The following is a 15,498-nucleotide window of genomic DNA, read 5'->3' on the forward strand; positions in this document are numbered from 1 at the left end:
CCGCCCCCAGGGAGCGCCGTGTCCACACCCCTCCTGCTCTCGGACCTCGCCGCCCGGGCCGAGGCGGCGGCACACGCGCGCACCACCGCCTGCCCCTGCGCGGCGGCCACGCTCGCCCACCGCCCGGACGCCACCGTCGTCCGCCACGCGGACACCGTCGCCAAGGCCCACGCCCCCGGCACCGCGCTCGCCGACCTCGCCCCCCGCCTCGCCGCCGCCACCCGCCTCCCGGGCATCCTCCTGCCCCCGCTCGGCCCGGCCCCCGTCGGGCCGGCCCCGCACGGCCGCCTCGTCACGTTCTGGCCCTACGGCACCCCCGTCGACCCGGACACCCCGGACGCCGCACCCTGGGAGCCCGCGGCCACCCTGCTCGCCCGTCTGCACCGCACCCCCGCCCCGGTCGCCCTGCCCTCGATGCGGGGCCCCGCCAAGGCGGCCCGGGCCGTCGCGCGGCTCACGGCGGCCGCGCCCGCCCACCCCGCCACGCCCCCGGTCCTGCGGGCCTGGTCCGCGCTCCCCGCCTGGGCGCGCGGGGAGGCCGCCCCGCCGGACGCCACCACCCTCTGCCACGGCGACCTCCATCTGGGCCAGCTGGTGCGCCATCCCGCCCCCGACGGCCCCTGGCTGCTCATCGACGTCGACGACCTCGGCACCGGCGTCCCCGCCTGGGACCTGGCCCGCCCCGCGGCCTGGTACGCCTGCGGCCTTCTCGAGCCCGAGGCATGGGCCCGCTTCCTCGCCGCCTACCGCGCGGCCGGCGGCCCGGCCGTCCCCGCCGACGGCGACCCCTGGCCCGCCCTGGACGTCCCGGCCCGCGCCCTCACCGTGCAGACGGCCGCCCGCGCCGTCGCCAAGGCGGTGACGGAGGAGCGCCCCCTCGACGAGGTCGAGGTGTCCGTGATCGACGCATGTGCCCGAATGGCCTCCCTTCCGCCGGAGTTCAGTCCGGCTCGTGCGACGTAGGGTGCAACCGACCGCAGCCGGACGGAGTCTGTCCAGGCGTGACACGAAGCGGGACCGACGGGCGAGGAGTTGAGCCGACCATGCAGTGTCCGAAGTGCCATGCGCCGATGCACACGTACAACCGCAACGGCGTTCAGATCGAGCAGTGCAGCGGTTGCCGGGGGATCTTCCTGGACTACGGCGAGCTGGAGGCGCTGACCCGCCTGGAGGGCCAGTGGGCCCCGCCCGCGCCGCCGCCCCCGGGTGTCCCGCAGGCGTACCCGGCCCCGCCCGCGCCCGCCTGGGGCGCCCCGCACGGCGGCCACGGCGGTGGGCACTACGGCGGCCACCACGGCGGCCACCACCGGCGCAAGAGCTTCGGCCACATGCTGTTCTCCAGCTGACCGGCCGGACGACGAAGAAGCCCCCGGCCGTACGAGACGGCCGGGGGCTTCCTGGTGTGGACGATACTGGGATTGAACCAGTGACCTCTTCCGTGTCAGGGAAGCGCTCTCCCGCTGAGCTAATCGTCCGCGGGACCGCGACCAGCAGGTCGTGGGTGCTGCGTGCGCGATACTGGGATTGAACCAGTGACCTCTTCCGTGTCAGGGAAGCGCTCTCCCGCTGAGCTAATCGCGCGGGGGATCCGAAGATCCGGTGGACGATACTGGGATTGAACCAGTGACCTCTTCCGTGTCAGGGAAGCGCTCTCCCGCTGAGCTAATCGTCCTTGGAGGTGGAGACGGGATTTGAACCCGTGTAGACGGCTTTGCAGGCCGTTGCCTCGCCTCTCGGCCACTCCACCAGGAGTGCGGGGTTCGGGAAGATCCCCTCGGTTCCTTCGAGCGGACGACGAGGCTCGAACTCGCGACCTCAACCTTGGCAAGGTTGCGCTCTACCAACTGAGCTACGTCCGCCTGTCGTTTCGGTCCGCTCGCGCGTCCCGTCGACGTGGTGAACTCTAGCGGATTCCGGGGCCAGTACAAAAACGCGTTTACGCAGCGTGCTGCCCTGCACCTGCTCAGGGACGCGGCGGGGGCCCCGGACGGTCATGGCCGGGTCACCTTCACGGCGCCCGCCCTACACTCGACTCCGTGCTCGACCTGCCCCCTCTCGCCCGCTTCGGCGACCGCGTCGCCACCGGGCTCCTCGACGTCACCGGCGATCCCGCCGCCCTCGACTCCACCGGCTTCTGGGCCGTCGTGGCGGACTTCGAGGGCGCGGTGACCTGCGCCCGCTTCGGGGACGTCCGGGAGGAGCCCGTGCCCGCTCCGGTGCCGGGGCGGTGGCGCGGACCGGCCGTCGCTGACTGGACGTCCTCGCTCGACCGCGGGGCGTACACGGCGGGTGTGCGCCGGATCCGCGAGCACATCGCGGCCGGCGAGGTCTACCAGGCGAACCTGTGCCGGGTGCTGTCCGCGCCGGTGGCCGCCGACGCCGACGTGGACGCCCTGACCGCCGTGCTGGCGCGCGGCAACCCGGCGCCCTATGCAGGAACGATCCGGCTGCCCCGGCACGGTGTCGAGACGGCGACGGCCTCGCCCGAACTCTTCCTCCGGCGCGCGGGCCGCGTCGTCGAGTCCGGACCGATCAAGGGCACCGGGCGCACCGAGGCCGACCTGCTGGACAAGGACCACGCCGAGAACGTGATGATCGTGGACCTGGTCCGCAACGACATCGGGCGGATCTGCGCCACCGGCTCCGTCACCGTCCCGGACCTGTGTGCCGTGGAGAAGCATCCCGGGCTCGTCCACCTCGTCTCCACGGTCCGCGGCGAGCTGCGCGAGGGCGCGGGCTGGCCGGAACTGCTCGACGCCGCCTTCCCGCCCGGTTCGGTCACCGGCGCCCCCAAGTCCAGCGCCCTGCGGATCATCGACGCCCTGGAGACCGCGCCGCGCGGCCCGTACTGCGGCGCCATCGGCTGGGTCGACGCCGACCGGGGAACCGCCGAGCTGGCCGTCGGCATCCGTACCTTCTGGATCGACCGCGCGCAGGGCGTGCTGCGCTTCGGCACCGGAGCGGGCATCACCTGGGGTTCCGACCCCGAGGCCGAGTGGCGCGAGACCGAGCTGAAGGCGGCCCGGCTGCTCGCGGTAGCGTCGGGGGCGTACGCGGTGAGTGGAGAGGGAATCACGACGTGAAGATCTGGCTCGACGGCGGGCTGCAGGACATCGAGACCGCCCGCGTCTCCGTCTTCGACCACGGGCTCACCGTGGGCGACGGCATCTTCGAGACCGTGAAGGCGGTGGACGGCAGGCCGTTCGCGCTGACCCGGCACCTCGACCGGCTGACCCGTTCCGCGCGCGGCCTGGGCCTGCCCGACCCCGATCACGAGGAGATCCGGCGGGCCTGCGCGGCCGTCCTGGAGGCGGTCCCGACGGCCTTCGGCCGGCTGCGGATCACCTACACCGGCGGCCACGGTCCCCTCGGCTCCGACCGCGGTGAGCACGGACCGACGCTGGTCGTGGCCCTCGGTGAGGCCACCCGTCGCCCCGACTCCACCGCGGTGATCACGGTCCCGTGGACGCGCAACGAACGCGGCGCGCTGGCCGGCCTGAAGACGACGTCGTACGCCGAGAACGTCGTCGCCCTCGCGCGGGCCCACGAACACGGCGCGTCCGAGGCTCTGTTCGCGAACACGGTCGGGCGGCTCTGCGAGGGCACCGGCTCCAACGTCTTCGTGGTGCTCGACGGCGAGATCCACACCCCGCCGGTCTCCTCCGGCTGCCTCGCCGGCATCACGCGCGCGCTGGTGGCCGAGTGGACCGGCGCGAAGGAGACCGACCTGCCGCTGGACGTGCTGGAGCGCGCCGACGAGGTCTTCCTCACCTCCTCGCTGCGCGACGTCCAGGCCGTGCACCGCGTGGACGGCCGCGAACTGCCCGGTGCGCCGGGTCCGGTGACCGCCAAGGCCGTGCGGATCTTCGCCGAGATGTCCGGGCACGACCAAGATCCCTGAGCGGCCGGGAAAACGGGCTGACACGAGCGGGCGCGGTGGGTAGAACACCCCTGATGACCACGACCCTGCGGCCGACCGAGCCGCTCCAGCGCGCCACCGACGGCACGCGTTCGCGCCGCTACCAGGTGTGCGTGAACAGCCGCCCCGTCGGCACCGTCCGCCTCGCCACCGTGCCCCAGTTCGGCGACTCCGTGGCCCGCATCCTCGATCTGCGCATCGAGGATGCGGACCGCCGCCGGGGCCGGGGCACGGTGGCCGCGCTCGCCGCGGAGGAGGTGGCGCGCGGCTGGGGGTGCCGGCAGATCGAGGCGCTGGTGCCCGCCGACGCCGACGCGGCGCTGCGGCTCGCCGGCGCGCTCGGGTACGTCCACCGCAACCGCGGCATGGAGAAGCGGCTCGGCGACACCCCGCCCGGCCTGCCGGCCGGCAGCCGGGGCCGCCCCATGACCGAGGCCGAGTACGGGACGTGGATCGCCCGGGAGACCGAGGCGTACGCGCGCGTGTGGATCGAGCGGGACGTGCCCGAGGCCGTCGCGCACGAGATGGCGCGGCGCGGCCACGCGACCCTCCTGCCGCGGGGACTCCGCACCGAGGGCATGCGGTTCACCGTGCTCGAGCACGAGGGCACGCGCGTGGGCACCCTGTGGGTGGCACTGACCGAGGAGAGGGCCTACGTCTACGACGTGGAGGCCGACGCCGCCCATCGCGGCCACGGCCACGGCCGTACGCTGATGCTCCTGGCGGAGGCGCAGGCGATCGAGGCGGGCCGGCGCGTCCTCGGCCTCAACGTGTTCGCCGGCAACACCCCGGCCGAGCGGCTCTACGCATCACTCGGCTACCGGACGACACGCCACGTCCTCTACAAGAACCTGCTCTGATACAAGAACCTGCTCCGAGCGGAACCTGCTTTGACGCGGCGAGCCGCCCCGAGGCTCAGGCACTCTCGGCGAGCAGCCGGTCCGCGATCTCCTCGACGCGCTCGCGCAGCCCCGCCCGGTTCCTGCCGCCGTCCAGGCGCTCGCCGCCGATGACGTACGTCGGCGTACCGGTCACGCCGATCGCCTTGCCCTCGGCCTGGTCGGCGTCGACGATCAGGATGTGCCGGCCGTCGATCAGCGCCGTGTCGAACTCGTCGGCGTCGAGGCCGAGTTCGGCGGCCGCCGCGACCAGGAAGGGCTCGCCCAGACGGTCCAGCTCCTCGACCCGCTCCAGCACCGCCTCGACGTAGTCCCAGCCCCTGCCCTGCTCGAAGGCCTCCTCGGCGGCCTGCGCGGCGGCGAAGGCGTGCTTGTGCTTCTCCAGCGGGAAGTGCCGCAGCCGCAGCTCCAGCCGGTCGCCGTAGCGGGCGCGCAGGGCCCGCAGGTCCTCGAGGGCGCTGCGGCAGTCGGGGCACTGGAGTTCGCACCAGACCTCGAGCACGGGCGCGGCGGGAGGCACGGGGGAGGAGTCGCTCATGGTCACAGTCTTCCAGCCCCGCCCCCGGCCGGCCCCATCGGACCGGCCCCGCCGCCTGCTCCGCGCCCCCGTTCCGCCCCCGGGCACGTGCCCGTGACCGGCACCTGCGGATGATCCGACCCGGAGATGTCCCTGATGTCCGCCCGGAGCATGGCCCCACGGGGGCCGGTCGGTGCAGGATGGAAGGGACGAGCCGCCCGACCGAGCCCTGCCTGGAGGACCGGATGATTGCCGAAACCGTCTGTTCCGCCGTCGCCGCGGCCGGCCTGGGGATCGCGGCCGTCACGGCGTACCGCAAGCGCTTCCTCTCGGCCGCCCGCATCGCCGCCTACGCGCTGGTGCCTCTCGGCCTGGTCATGACCGGTGTCGTGCAGTGGCTGGCGGACACCGCCTTCAGCCCGACGGCCTGGGCGGGGTTCGGCGTGCTCGGCGGCGCCTGGCTGCTGTTCTCCACCACGCGTGCGGTGGAGCGCCGCCGCGGCGGCACCCGCAAGGAGCGCAAGGAGGCCAGGGCCGCGCAGCAGCGCGATGCGGTCGCCCCGACGGCGTCGGCGCCCTCCCTCGGCCCCGGCACCCGTGCGGCGGGCAAGCCCGAGAGCGCACCCCGCGGCCAGGCCGCGGACGACTTCAGCGACATCGAGGCCATCCTGAAGAAGCACGGCATATGACCTGCGCATGACGACTGAAACGACACAGTGGATCAAGGCTGTGCGACGAAGCGGTCACGACCTGTACCCGACTTCAACCAATCCGGAGAACTGCCGTTCAATCCCTGCGTGTTGATCGCGCAGAGCCCGTCGTCTGCGTCATCATCGCCGCGAGATGCTGGACACGACACAGAGCGATGCCGCGCCGCCGAAGGATGAGCCGCGCGGATGCCTTTTCGCCCTTTCCCAGCCACCGCTGATGATCTTCCTAGCGGTGATCGGGTGTCTGCTCCTCATGGCTGCGCTGCACGACCTGCTGTTGCTGTGAGCCGTACCCGTGGTCCCCGGCGTCACCCGCCGGGGCCACGTCGCGCTCCGTCCGGTCCGGCCGTCAGCCGGCCGCCTCCTTGCGCCGCGCCCGGTAGGCGGCCACATGCAGCCGGTTTCCGCAGGTGCGGCTGTCGCAGTACCGCCGCGAGCGGTTGCGGGAGAGATCGACGAAGGCGCGCCGGCAGTCGGGAGCCTCGCACCGGCGCAGCCGCTCCTCCTCACCGGCCACGACGAAGAAGGCCAGCGCCATCCCGCAGTCCGCCGCGAGGTGGTCGGCGACGGAGGCGCCGGGCGCGAAGTAGTGCACATGCCAGTCGTAGCCGTCGTGGTCCGTCAGCCGGGGCGTGGTGCCCGCGGCGGCGACGAGCTCGTTGATCAGTCCGGCCGCGGTACGGGCCTCCGGCGCGGCGAAGACCGCGGCGAACCGGCCGCGGATCTTCCGCACGGCCGAGAGGTCGAACTCCGAGAGTGTCCCGACGTCGCTGATGTCGTGGTTTCGCACGAAGTCCTCGAGAGCCGCGACGTCCGGCAGTGCGTCCGGTGCCGCGCCGTCCTCCGGCGCGGTGTTCACCAGATCCACCACGGTGTCCAGCGCGCACCGCGTGTCGTGGGTGATCAGCACGTTCAGCTCCCTGGCCTGGGGGTGGGGCGGACGCCCGTCTCCTGCTGGCCGATGTTAGTGGCTTCCGGCCCGGCTGCGGGCGGTCGTGCCACCGGGGTCCTGCCCCTGGGGGCCTTCACCCCAGGCCCTTGCCCCGTACACACACCGGCGCCGCCCCGCGACTCGATCCGCGGTGGCGGCGCTGATGCGTACCGTATGCAGTTGTCCTGGGCCCGAGCCGTCACCCCGAGTCGACGGCGCCGGGCGGCTTCGAGTGCCTCGCCCCTAGCTCTCCGCCAGGATGTGCGACAGCTCCTGATCGAGATCGAAATGCCGATGTTCCGTGCCGGGAGGCACGGCGGCGTCTGTTCGCTTCAGGAAGGACTCCAGTGCCCGCGCCGGGGCTTCCAGCAGTGCCTCGCCCTCCGGAGAGCTCAGGGCGATGCACACGACGCCCTGACCGTGACTGCGCGACGGCCAGACTCGGACGTCGCCGGTGCCCGTCGGCCGGTGGAGGCCTTCCGCGAGGAGGTCGCGGGCGAACACCCACTCGACGGTCTCCTCGGCTCCGGTGTGGAAGGTGGCGTGCACGGCGTAGGGGTCGGCCGTGTCGTACCGCAGGCCTGCGGGGACAGGCAGGGAGGACTCGCTCGACACAACGAGGCGCAGGTGCAGCTCGCAGCTGACCGTGGTGTTCATAAGCGCCAGGGCCTTTCGCTCAGTGTGCGCTCGGGGATTCGCACGTCGGCGAAATCGACATGCCACCTACGGTGCCGTTGTAAACCCCTCTGAGTGTTTTGCGTGTCTTTACGTAACTCTTCCGGCCGAGGGTCCGTTCGCGCCGTACGACCATTCTGGTGACTGGTTCTCGTTGCTTAAAGTAAGGTAAAGTTTGGCCGCATGAATACGGGGAGTGACGGGATCGAGGGTCGGCCGGGCGAGGTCGCCGTGGTGGAAGAAGCGGGTGCGGGCGAGACGGACGCGGACGGCGCGAAGGCCGAAGCGGCGCCGGGCGACGAGGGGCTCGGCTCCAAGGCGCCCGCGTTCGTCAAGCGGCGCCGCGCACTGCATCTGAGCTGGCAGGTCGGTGTCTTCGTCATCGGCCTCGCGGTGGTGGCCGCCGGCGTCGTCATGCTCCCGCTGCCCGGACCCGGCTGGGTCGTGATCTTCGCCGGCATGGCCATCTGGGCGACCGAGTTCGTCTGGGCCCAGCTCGTGCTGCGCTGGACGAAGCGCAAGGTGACCGAGGCGGCCCAGCGTGCCCTCGACCCCAAGGTGCGCCGCCGCAACCTCACGCTCACGGTGATCGGCCTCGTGATCGTGGGGGTCCTGGCCGGTATCTACCTCTACAAGTTCGGCTTCGCGATGCCCTGGAACATCGAGAACCAGTGAGCGGCGGGGCCGGGGGCGCGCCGTGCAGTGCGGCTTCCCGCCGGTCACGGGCACCCCCTGACATGGGGTAATCTTCTACCTGCGCCCGGGCGATTAGCTCAGTGGGAGAGCGCTTCGTTCACACCGAAGAGGTCACTGGTTCGAACCCAGTATCGCCCACCCGGACCGACGGCCCGTCTGCTTCAGCAGGCGGGCCGTCGGCGTGGGAGAGCGCCGTCCACGGCTTCCGGGCCGGGTTTCCCGCGCCGGCCGCCCCGGTGGGTTCCGGCCGGGCAACCTCCTCGGCCGGGGCGCCAGTTGACGTTCGGCCCATCGGACAGGTGGGCGTCACCTGCGGCAACACCCCTCGTGCGGTGGTGCGTTCCTCCGGTGTGCCGCCGCTGCGCCGGCGCGGGCCGCGAGAAATTCCTGTCCGAATCATTGACGCACTCCTGGGCCCTCCGTACCTTGTGCCAGCAAGCGCTTACTTGAAACGATTCATGCAGGGGCGACGACGCCGGGGAGGGCCCGACCGTGGGAACCAGAAGGAATGTCGACAGGCGCACGATCCTCAAGGCGGCCGGGGCCTCGGTGGCCACGGCGGGGCTGGCCGCGACGACCGGGTGCGGGGGCAACAGCGGCACGTCGGCCGACGGGACGGTGACGATCCGTTACTCGTGGTGGGGTGCCGACGAGCGGGCCAAGAAGATCAACCGGACGGTCGCGCTCTTCGAGAAGAAGTACCCGAAGATCAAGGTGAAGACGGACTTCCAGGACTACGCGTCATTCTGGGAGAAGTTCCAGACGCAGGCCTCGGGCGGAAATCCCCCGGACGTTTTCCAAAACGCCGTCACTTTCCTTAGGAAGTACGACCGGAGAAGCGTTCTGCTCGATCTCGGGTCGCAGATCGACGCTGGCCATCTGAGCCTCGGCAACTTCCGCGCGGGTGTCACCAAGGTCGGGCAGGTCGACGGCAAGCAGCTCGGCGTCCCCGTCGGTTCCAACACCATGGCGCTGGTCATCGACAAGAAGCTCTACCGGAAGGCCGGCGTCGAGCCCGCGACCGGCTGGACCTGGGACGACTACTTCAAAGCGCTCAAGACCATCCACGACAGGACCAAGGTGGCGGGGGACACGGGCTACTTCAGCATCATGTACCTGTACGACCTGTACCTGCGGCAGAACGGAAAGGCGTTCTACACCAAGGACGGGCTCGGTTTCGACAAGGCCGATCTGACGGAGTGGTGGCAGGACGGCTACAACCGCGTGAAGGCCGGGCTCGTCACCGATCCCAAGATCGTCGCGCAGGACACCCCCAAGTCCTCGCTCTCCGCCGGGCACGGGGCGTCGGAATTCACCTGGGACAACTTCACCGTCCGCTACTCCGCCGAGGGGGACAGCGAGTACGGTCTCGCGCCCATCCCGACCATGGACGGCAAGCACACCGGCCAGTACCTGGCCTCCCTGATGCTGAGCGCCTCCGCGCGCACCTCGCATCCCAAGGAGGTCGCCCAGTTCATCGACTTCATGGTCCACGACCCCGAGGTCGGCAGGATCATGGGCTACGACCGCGGCATCCTCGCCTCCACCGACCAGTACGACGCCTTCAGGCCGACGGACCCGGTGAACAAGGAGATCGCGCAGTACGAGAGCGACACCGCCAAGGCCGGCGTGCTCGGCACGATCACCCCGCATCCCTCCGGCGCCGACACCATCGAGGCCGCCTTCCTGCGCATCGGCGGCGACCTGGGCCTGGGCAAGACCAGGACCTCCGATGCGGTCAAGCAGTTCTTCGACGAGTCGCAGGCCGCCTTCCAGGCCTGACCGGACCTGACGGAACCGATGGGGAAGCACCATGACGCTCGTCAAGGACTCACCGCCCGCCACCCGCGCCGTCGGCTCCGGCGCCCCCGCCGCCTCCCGGCGGCGGGGGCGCCGGGAGAACCTCGCCGGCTATCTCTTCATGTCCCCGTGGATCGCGGGCTTCCTGCTCCTGACCGCGGGCCCCATGGTCGCCTCGCTCTACTTCGCGTTCACCGACTACAACCTCTTCAGCACCCCGAAGTGGATCGGGCTCGACAACTTCACCAGGATGTTCGACGACCCGCGGTGGCAGAAGTCGGTCGAGGTGACGGCCAAGTACGTCATCATCGGCACCCCGCTGAAGCTGCTGCTCGCCCTCGGGGTCGCCCTGCTGCTCGCCCAGAGCCGGCGCGGGCAGGCCTTCTACCGGGCCGCGTTCTACGCCCCCTCGCTCATCGGCGCGAGCGTCTCCGTCGCCTTCGTCTGGCGGTCGCTCTTCTCCGACCACGCCGTCGTCGACCGCGCGATGTCGCTCCTCGGCGTCCATGCCGGCGGCTGGGTCGGCAACCCCGACTGGATCCTCTACTGCCTGGTCGCGCTCACCGTCTGGCAGTTCGGCGCCCCCATGGTCATCTTCCTCGCGGGCCTGAAACAGGTGCCGAAGGAGCTGTACGAGGCCGCCGAGCTGGACGGTGCCGGGGCGTTGCGCAAGTTCTGGAGCGTCACGCTGCCGATGATCTCGCCGGTGCTGTTCTTCAACGTCCTGCTGGAGACCATCCATTCGTTCCAGATCTTCGGTTCCGCCTACGTCGTCTCCAACACGTACTGCGGTCCGGCCGACGCCACGCTCGTCTACACCTGCTACCTCTACCAGCAGGGCTTCAAGAACGCCCAGATGGGCTTCGCCTCCGCGATGGCCTGGATGCTGCTGATCGCCGTCGCCCTGGTGACCGCCGTCCTGTTCTGGTCGCAGAAGAAGTGGGTGCACTACGAGAACGACGCGGAGGACGCCCGATGAGCGCGACCACCACCAGGCCCCTGTCCCGTAGCCGTGGGCGGACCGGCTCGCTCGTGTGGCACCTCGGCTCGCTGCTGGTGCTCGCGGTCGTCCTGTATCCCGTGGTGTGGGTGATCGGCGCGTCGTTCAAGCCGAGCAAGGACATCATCAACAGCCTGCAGCTGTTTCCCGCACATCCGATCCTGGAGAACTTCAGGGGCCTGGCCGACGGGATCGCCGACATCCCCATCCGGACCTTCTTCCAGAACTCGCTGCTCTACGCGGGCGGCGCCGTCGTCGGCATCCTCGTCTCCTGCTCGCTGACCGCGTACGCCTTCGCCAAGATCCGCTTCGTGGGCCGCAACCTGCTGTTCTCGCTGATGATCGGCACGCTCCTGCTGCCGTACCACGTGCTGCTGATCCCGCAGTACGTGCTGTTCCAGAAGCTGGAGCTGATCAACACCTACGTACCGCTGCTGCTCGGCAAGTACCTGGCCACCGAGGCCTTCTTCGTCTTCCTCATGGTGCAGTTCATGCGGAACCTGCCCAGGGAGCTGGACGAGGCGGCGCGCCTCGACGGCTGCGGGCACCTGAGGATCTACTGGTCGATCGTGCTGCCGCTGTGCCGGCCCGCACTCATCACCAGCGCCATCTTCACCTTCATCAACGCCTGGAACGACTTCATGGGCCCGCTGATCTACCTCAACGAGCCCGGCAAGTACACCGTCTCCCTCGGCATGATGATGTTCCGCGACTCCGACGGCGTCGCGTCCAACTACGGCGGCCTCATCGCGATGTCGCTGGTCGCGCTGCTGCCCGTCCTGCTGTTCTTCCTGACCTTCCAGCGCTATCTGATCGACGGCATGGCGACCTCCGGACTGAAGGGCTAGGCGGTCACCATGGCCGGAGCACGCGTGAAGGCACCGAGGCAGTCGGTGTTCGCGGAGCGGTTCGGCGTCTTCGCCGAGTGTCTGCTCACCGGGGTGTGGATCGCGCTCGCCTCGCTCGGCGTGGTGACCGTCCCGGCGGCCTTCGCCGCGGGGGCGCGTCATCTGCGCCGTCGTACCGCCCATCAGGGCGGCGGCTGGCGGGAGTTCGCGCGGGACGTCCGGGCGGCCGCGCGGGGCGGCTGGGCCGTCGGGCTGGCCGGGTGGGCGGCGGTGGGCCTGGCCTGGTGCGACGTCCGGGCCGTGCGCGCCGGGCTGCCCGGGGGACCGCTCGCCGCGGCGGCCGGCCTGGTCGCGCTGATCGGTCTCGCGGTGGCCGGGCTGCGGGCGTCCGCGGCCTGGGAGCCGGGGGCCGGCTGGCCGGCGCTGCTCGCCGCGGCGGGCCGCCGTACCGTTCTCGATCCCGCCGGCTCCTTCCTGCTCGTCGGCGGAGTGGCCCTGGTCGCCTGCTCGGCCCTGCTCGTCGCACCGCTGGCGGTCCCCGTCCTGGGAGCCGTCGCGGCGGCGGCCGTCGCCGTGGAGGAGCGCCACCGGCGCCGCTGACCGCCGGCGCCCCTCGTACCACCGGCGCCCCTCGCACCAGGCCGGCGCTCCCGCGCCGCGTTCTACCTGTCATGTCCCTGACCTATCTGTCATGCACCTGACCTCCGACCCGGAACTGCTTCCGGCAGAAAAAGGAAAGGCTGAGCTCTCATGTCTCGCATCCCCCGCAGATCCCTTCTGAAGGCGGCCGTCGTCGCCGGAGCCGCCGCGCAGTTCGGCCCCGCGCTGGCCGCCAAGGACGCGCAGGCCGCGCCCGGAGCCGAGGCCGCGGCCGCCGAGCCCGTGACCCTGGACTGGCTGGAGGACGGCGGCCTGGGCGCCGCACCCGGCTCCACGGTCGGGGTCCCCTGGCCGAAGGGCGCCCACCGGCCCGGCCGGTCCTTCGCGCTGACGGACGCGGACGGCACGGCCGTGCCCGTGCAGTCGTGGCCGATCGCGTACTGGCCGGACGGCTCCCTCAAATGGACGGCGCACGCCGTGAGTTCGGGCTCCGGCAAGCTCACCCTGACCACCGGCGACGCGGCCGCCCCCGAACACGAGGTCACCGTCGACCGGCGCGGCGGCACCATCGACGTGTCGACCGGCGTCATCACCGCGAGGATCGGCAGGCAGGGCTCCACGCTCATCAGGTCGGTCACCCGCGGTCCGGCGGAGATCGCCAGGAACGGCCGGCTCGTCCTGATCCGCCGGCCCGAGATCGAGGACGAGGACCAGGGCACGGTGCGCAGCGAGCGCTTCGACGGGGTGATCGGCGAGGTCACCGTCGAGCAGGACGGACCGGTCCGGGCCGTGGTCCGCATCGACGGCAAGCACCGCAAGGGCGACCGGAGTTGGCTGCCGTTCTCGATCCGGCTGTACTTCTACGCCGGCGCCGACTCCTTCCGCATGGTGCACACCATCACCTACGACGGCACGCAGGAGCCCGGCAGGGCGAGCGGCGACTTCATCGGCGGGCTGGGCGTCCGCTTCACCGTGCCGATGCGGGACGCCGCCTACGACCGGCACATCAGGATCGGCGGCGAGGGCACCGGCCTGCTGCGCGAGGCCGTCCAGGGCATCACCGGCCTGCGCCGCGACCCGGGCGCGGCCGTGCAGGCGGCGCAGTACGCGGGGCGGCGGCTGCCCGACCCGTCCACCTGGGACCAGCGGGTGACGACCCGGCTCCCGTACATCCCGAAGTGGGGCGACTACACCCTCTCCCAGCTCTCGGCCGACGGCTTCACCCTGCGCAAGCGCACCGGGAAGGGATACGGCTGGATCGGCGCCGGCGGCGGCCGCCGGGCCTCCGGCTTCGGCTACGTCGGCGGCGTGAGCGGCGGACTCTCCTTCGGCCTGCGGGACTTCTGGGAGAAGTACCCGGCCCAGCTGGACGTCCGCGACGCCCACACCGACGCCGCCGAGGTCACCCTCTGGCTCTGGTCGCCCGAGGCCCGGCCCATGGACCTGCGCTTCTACCACGACGGCATGGGGCAGGACACGTACGCGAAGCAGCTCGAAGGCCTCCAGATCACCTACGAGGACTACGAGCCGGCCTTCGGCACGCCCTACGGCATCGCCCGCACCTCCGAACTCCTCTTCTGGGCCAACGAGTCCACGCCGGACCCGGAGGAACTCGCCCGCCAGATCGCGGCCGTACGGGTGCTGCCGCAGCTCGCGGCGCCGCCCCGGCAGCTCATCGGGGCCGAGGTCTTCGGGCCCGGGCTCTACGCGGAGCCCGACCGGTCCACCGCGGCGAAGGCGAAGATCGAGGACCACCTCGACTTCCTCTTCACCTACTACAAGGACCAGGTGGAGCAACGCCGTTGGTACGGCTTCTGGGACTACGGCGACTTCATGCACACCTACGACACCGTGCGCCACCAGTGGCGCTACGACATCGGCGGCTACGCCTGGGACAACTCCGAGCTGTCGCCCGACCTCTGGCTCTGGTTCGCCTACCTCCGCTCCGGACGTGCGGACATCTTCCGCTTCGCCGAGGCGCTCACCCGGCACACGGGCGAGGTCGACGTCTACCACCTGGGCGAGTGGGCGGGTCTGGGCACCCGGCACGGCGTGCAGCACTTCGCCGACAGCGCCAAGCAGCAGCGCATCGCCAACACCACCTACCGGCGCCACTACTACTTCCTCACCGCGGACGAACGGGTCGGCGACCTCATGCACGCCAACGTCGACTCGGACGAGACGTTCCTGGTCCTCGACCCGCTGCGCAAGGTGCGCACCGATCCCTACACGCCGGACCGGCACGCCCTGTCGATCGGCTTCGGCACCGACTGGAGCGGCCTGGTGTCGGCCTGGCTGACCGAGTGGGAGCGCAGGGGCCCGAAGTGGGAGAAGGCCAGGGCGCGGGTGCTGTCGACGATGAAGGGCATCGCCGCGCAGCCCAACGGCTTCGTGCAGGGCAGCGGGCTGTACGACCTGGACACCGGAGAGTTCGCCGTCGCCGCCGAGCCCGTGGTCTCCGTGTCCCACCTCTCGGCCGTCTTCGGCCTCAACGAGCTGTGCGCCGAGTTGATCGACCTGGTCGACGTGCCCGGCTTCGACGAGGCGTACTTCGACTACTGCCGCTACTTCAACGCCACCAAGGCCGAGCAGGCGGCGCGTTACGGGTCCGACTTCGGCACCCTGCTGCTCTTCCAGGGCCACTCGCGCCTCGACGCGTACGCCGCCGTGCGGACCGGCGACGAGACGCTCGCCCGGCGCGCCTGGGCCAAGTTCTACGACTCCGACGGCTACAAGGAGTCCTCACCGTGGACGACGGAGAAGCTGAGCGGCCCGCTCACCCTGGTCGCGGGTGACGAGGCCGCGTGGGTGTCGTCCAACGACACCGCGCTGTACGGCCTCGCCGCCATCGAGAACCTGGCTCTGCTGGGCGACAGGATGCCGTGACACCGTTCCGGAGGAGC

Annotated in this window: 16 protein-coding genes and 6 tRNA genes; 14 read left to right on the forward strand and 8 right to left on the reverse strand. The window is 71.3% G+C overall.

The features are described 5' to 3' along the window. The first annotated feature begins 18 nt into the window (after nt 1-18). On the forward strand, nt 19-963 hold the full coding sequence (locus tag ACIRPX_RS30275; protein ID WP_404201133.1) for a phosphotransferase: 945 nt from the start codon (nt 19-21) through the stop codon (nt 961-963). Nucleotides 964-1,043: 80 nt separating this feature from the next. Continuing rightward, nucleotides 1,044-1,346, forward strand: coding sequence for a zf-TFIIB domain-containing protein (locus tag ACIRPX_RS30280; RefSeq protein ID WP_404201135.1), 303 nt, complete (start codon nt 1,044-1,046; stop codon nt 1,344-1,346). A gap of 57 nt (nt 1,347-1,403) precedes the next feature. Here ACIRPX_RS30280 and ACIRPX_RS30285 read toward each other — a convergent pair. From ACIRPX_RS30285 to ACIRPX_RS30305, 5 genes are all read right to left on the reverse strand, one after another. Continuing rightward, a tRNA-Val gene (locus ACIRPX_RS30285) sits at nt 1,404-1,475 on the reverse strand. A 34-nt stretch (nt 1,476-1,509) separates the two neighbouring features. After that, a tRNA-Val gene (locus ACIRPX_RS30290) sits at nt 1,510-1,581 on the reverse strand. Nucleotides 1,582-1,600: 19 nt separating this feature from the next. Continuing rightward, nucleotides 1,601-1,672: transfer RNA gene (locus ACIRPX_RS30295), tRNA-Val, on the reverse strand. A 1-nt stretch (nt 1,673) separates the two neighbouring features. Next, nucleotides 1,674-1,747, reverse strand: a tRNA-Cys gene (locus ACIRPX_RS30300). 39 nt (nt 1,748-1,786) lie between these two features. Continuing rightward, a tRNA-Gly gene (locus ACIRPX_RS30305) sits at nt 1,787-1,859 on the reverse strand. Nucleotides 1,860-2,036: 177 nt separating this feature from the next. Between ACIRPX_RS30305 and ACIRPX_RS30310 the strand changes: the two genes are divergently transcribed. From ACIRPX_RS30310 to ACIRPX_RS30320, 3 genes are read left to right on the forward strand one after another with little or no spacing between them, the layout of a single operon-like run. Then, nucleotides 2,037-3,083: a chorismate-binding protein gene (locus ACIRPX_RS30310; protein WP_404201137.1), complete on the forward strand. Its 1,047-nt coding sequence runs from the start codon at nt 2,037-2,039 to the stop codon at nt 3,081-3,083. Beyond that, nucleotides 3,080-3,901, forward strand: coding sequence for an aminotransferase class IV (locus ACIRPX_RS30315; protein ID WP_404201139.1), 822 nt, complete (start codon nt 3,080-3,082; stop codon nt 3,899-3,901). The genes ACIRPX_RS30310 and ACIRPX_RS30315 overlap by 4 nt, the downstream gene beginning before the upstream one ends. A 53-nt stretch (nt 3,902-3,954) precedes the next feature. Next, on the forward strand, nt 3,955-4,779 hold the full coding sequence (locus ACIRPX_RS30320; RefSeq protein WP_404201141.1) for a GNAT family N-acetyltransferase: 825 nt from the start codon (nt 3,955-3,957) through the stop codon (nt 4,777-4,779). 55 nt (nt 4,780-4,834) lie between these two features. Here the strand turns inward: ACIRPX_RS30320 and ACIRPX_RS30325 are convergent, their stop codons facing one another. Beyond that, nucleotides 4,835-5,356, reverse strand: a complete 522-nt coding sequence (locus ACIRPX_RS30325) for a DsbA family protein (RefSeq protein WP_404201143.1) — start codon at nt 5,354-5,356, stop codon at nt 4,835-4,837. 224 nt (nt 5,357-5,580) lie between these two features. Between ACIRPX_RS30325 and ACIRPX_RS30330 the strand changes: the two genes are divergently transcribed. Both ACIRPX_RS30330 and ACIRPX_RS30335 read left to right on the forward strand, forming a co-directional pair. Then, nucleotides 5,581-6,024 carry a hypothetical protein gene (locus ACIRPX_RS30330; RefSeq protein WP_404201145.1) on the forward strand — a complete coding sequence of 148 codons (444 nt, stop codon included), beginning with the start codon at nt 5,581-5,583 and terminating at the stop codon, nt 6,022-6,024. Nucleotides 6,025-6,178: 154 nt separating this feature from the next. Then, nucleotides 6,179-6,331, forward strand: coding sequence for a hypothetical protein (locus ACIRPX_RS30335; protein WP_164932292.1), 153 nt, complete (start codon nt 6,179-6,181; stop codon nt 6,329-6,331). A gap of 63 nt (nt 6,332-6,394) precedes the next feature. On the opposite strand, the gene ACIRPX_RS30340 is transcribed toward ACIRPX_RS30335, so the two are convergent. Together ACIRPX_RS30340 and ACIRPX_RS30345 are read right to left on the reverse strand one after the other, a co-directional pair. Next, on the reverse strand, nt 6,395-6,955 hold the full coding sequence (locus ACIRPX_RS30340; protein ID WP_404201147.1) for a CGNR zinc finger domain-containing protein: 561 nt from the start codon (nt 6,953-6,955) through the stop codon (nt 6,395-6,397). A 264-nt stretch (nt 6,956-7,219) separates the two neighbouring features. Then, on the reverse strand, nt 7,220-7,633 hold the full coding sequence (locus tag ACIRPX_RS30345) for an SsgA family sporulation/cell division regulator (RefSeq protein WP_004002642.1): 414 nt from the start codon (nt 7,631-7,633) through the stop codon (nt 7,220-7,222). 201 nt (nt 7,634-7,834) lie between these two features. On the opposite strand from ACIRPX_RS30345, the gene ACIRPX_RS30350 reads away from it, so the two are divergent. From ACIRPX_RS30350 to ACIRPX_RS30380, 7 genes are all read left to right on the forward strand, one after another. Beyond that, the gene (locus tag ACIRPX_RS30350; RefSeq protein WP_404201149.1) at nt 7,835-8,326 is read left to right on the forward strand and encodes a TIGR02611 family protein; all 492 of its coding nucleotides are present in this window, start codon (nt 7,835-7,837) and stop codon (nt 8,324-8,326) included. Nucleotides 8,327-8,413: 87 nt separating this feature from the next. Further along, nucleotides 8,414-8,485, forward strand: a tRNA-Val gene (locus tag ACIRPX_RS30355). A gap of 354 nt (nt 8,486-8,839) precedes the next feature. Continuing rightward, on the forward strand, nt 8,840-10,129 hold the full coding sequence (locus tag ACIRPX_RS30360) for an ABC transporter substrate-binding protein (RefSeq protein ID WP_404201151.1): 1,290 nt from the start codon (nt 8,840-8,842) through the stop codon (nt 10,127-10,129). A 31-nt stretch (nt 10,130-10,160) separates the two neighbouring features. Beyond that, on the forward strand, nt 10,161-11,126 hold the full coding sequence (locus ACIRPX_RS30365) for a carbohydrate ABC transporter permease (protein WP_404201153.1): 966 nt from the start codon (nt 10,161-10,163) through the stop codon (nt 11,124-11,126). Further along, nucleotides 11,123-11,995: a carbohydrate ABC transporter permease gene (locus ACIRPX_RS30370; RefSeq protein ID WP_404201155.1), complete on the forward strand. Its 873-nt coding sequence runs from the start codon at nt 11,123-11,125 to the stop codon at nt 11,993-11,995. Before ACIRPX_RS30365 ends, ACIRPX_RS30370 begins: the two co-directional genes overlap by 4 nt. A gap of 9 nt (nt 11,996-12,004) precedes the next feature. After that, nucleotides 12,005-12,595, forward strand: coding sequence for a hypothetical protein (locus ACIRPX_RS30375; protein WP_404201157.1), 591 nt, complete (start codon nt 12,005-12,007; stop codon nt 12,593-12,595). Between the two features lie 150 nt (nt 12,596-12,745). Continuing rightward, nucleotides 12,746-15,481 (forward strand): Tat pathway signal sequence domain protein, encoded by a 2,736-nt coding sequence (locus ACIRPX_RS30380; protein WP_404201158.1) that lies wholly within the window; start codon nt 12,746-12,748, stop codon nt 15,479-15,481. The last annotated feature ends 17 nt before the right edge of the window (nt 15,482-15,498 follow it).

This window comes from Streptomyces sp. NPDC101225, assembly GCF_044767585.1.
Classification (GTDB): Bacteria; Actinomycetota; Actinomycetes; order Streptomycetales; family Streptomycetaceae; genus Streptomyces.

What these genes read in the sequence shown, in the direction of transcription:
- ACIRPX_RS30280 (WP_404201135.1), top strand. Translation starts at nt 1,044, where the DNA reads ATGCAGTGTCCGAAGTGCCATGCGCCGATGCACACGTACAACCGCAAC.
- ACIRPX_RS30320 (WP_404201141.1), top strand. Translation starts at nt 3,955, where the DNA reads ATGACCACGACCCTGCGGCCGACCGAGCCGCTCCAGCGCGCCACCGAC.
- ACIRPX_RS30325 (WP_404201143.1), bottom strand. Translation starts at nt 5,356, where the DNA reads ATGAGCGACTCCTCCCCCGTGCCTCCCGCCGCGCCCGTGCTCGAGGTC.
- ACIRPX_RS30330 (WP_404201145.1), top strand. Translation starts at nt 5,581, where the DNA reads ATGATTGCCGAAACCGTCTGTTCCGCCGTCGCCGCGGCCGGCCTGGGG.
- ACIRPX_RS30335 (WP_164932292.1), top strand. Translation starts at nt 6,179, where the DNA reads ATGCTGGACACGACACAGAGCGATGCCGCGCCGCCGAAGGATGAGCCG.
- ACIRPX_RS30345 (WP_004002642.1), bottom strand. Translation starts at nt 7,633, where the DNA reads ATGAACACCACGGTCAGCTGCGAGCTGCACCTGCGCCTCGTTGTGTCG.
- ACIRPX_RS30350 (WP_404201149.1), top strand. Translation starts at nt 7,835, where the DNA reads ATGAATACGGGGAGTGACGGGATCGAGGGTCGGCCGGGCGAGGTCGCC.
- ACIRPX_RS30365 (WP_404201153.1), top strand. Translation starts at nt 10,161, where the DNA reads ATGACGCTCGTCAAGGACTCACCGCCCGCCACCCGCGCCGTCGGCTCC.
- ACIRPX_RS30370 (WP_404201155.1), top strand. Translation starts at nt 11,123, where the DNA reads ATGAGCGCGACCACCACCAGGCCCCTGTCCCGTAGCCGTGGGCGGACC.
- ACIRPX_RS30375 (WP_404201157.1), top strand. Translation starts at nt 12,005, where the DNA reads ATGGCCGGAGCACGCGTGAAGGCACCGAGGCAGTCGGTGTTCGCGGAG.
- ACIRPX_RS30380 (WP_404201158.1), top strand. Translation starts at nt 12,746, where the DNA reads ATGTCTCGCATCCCCCGCAGATCCCTTCTGAAGGCGGCCGTCGTCGCC.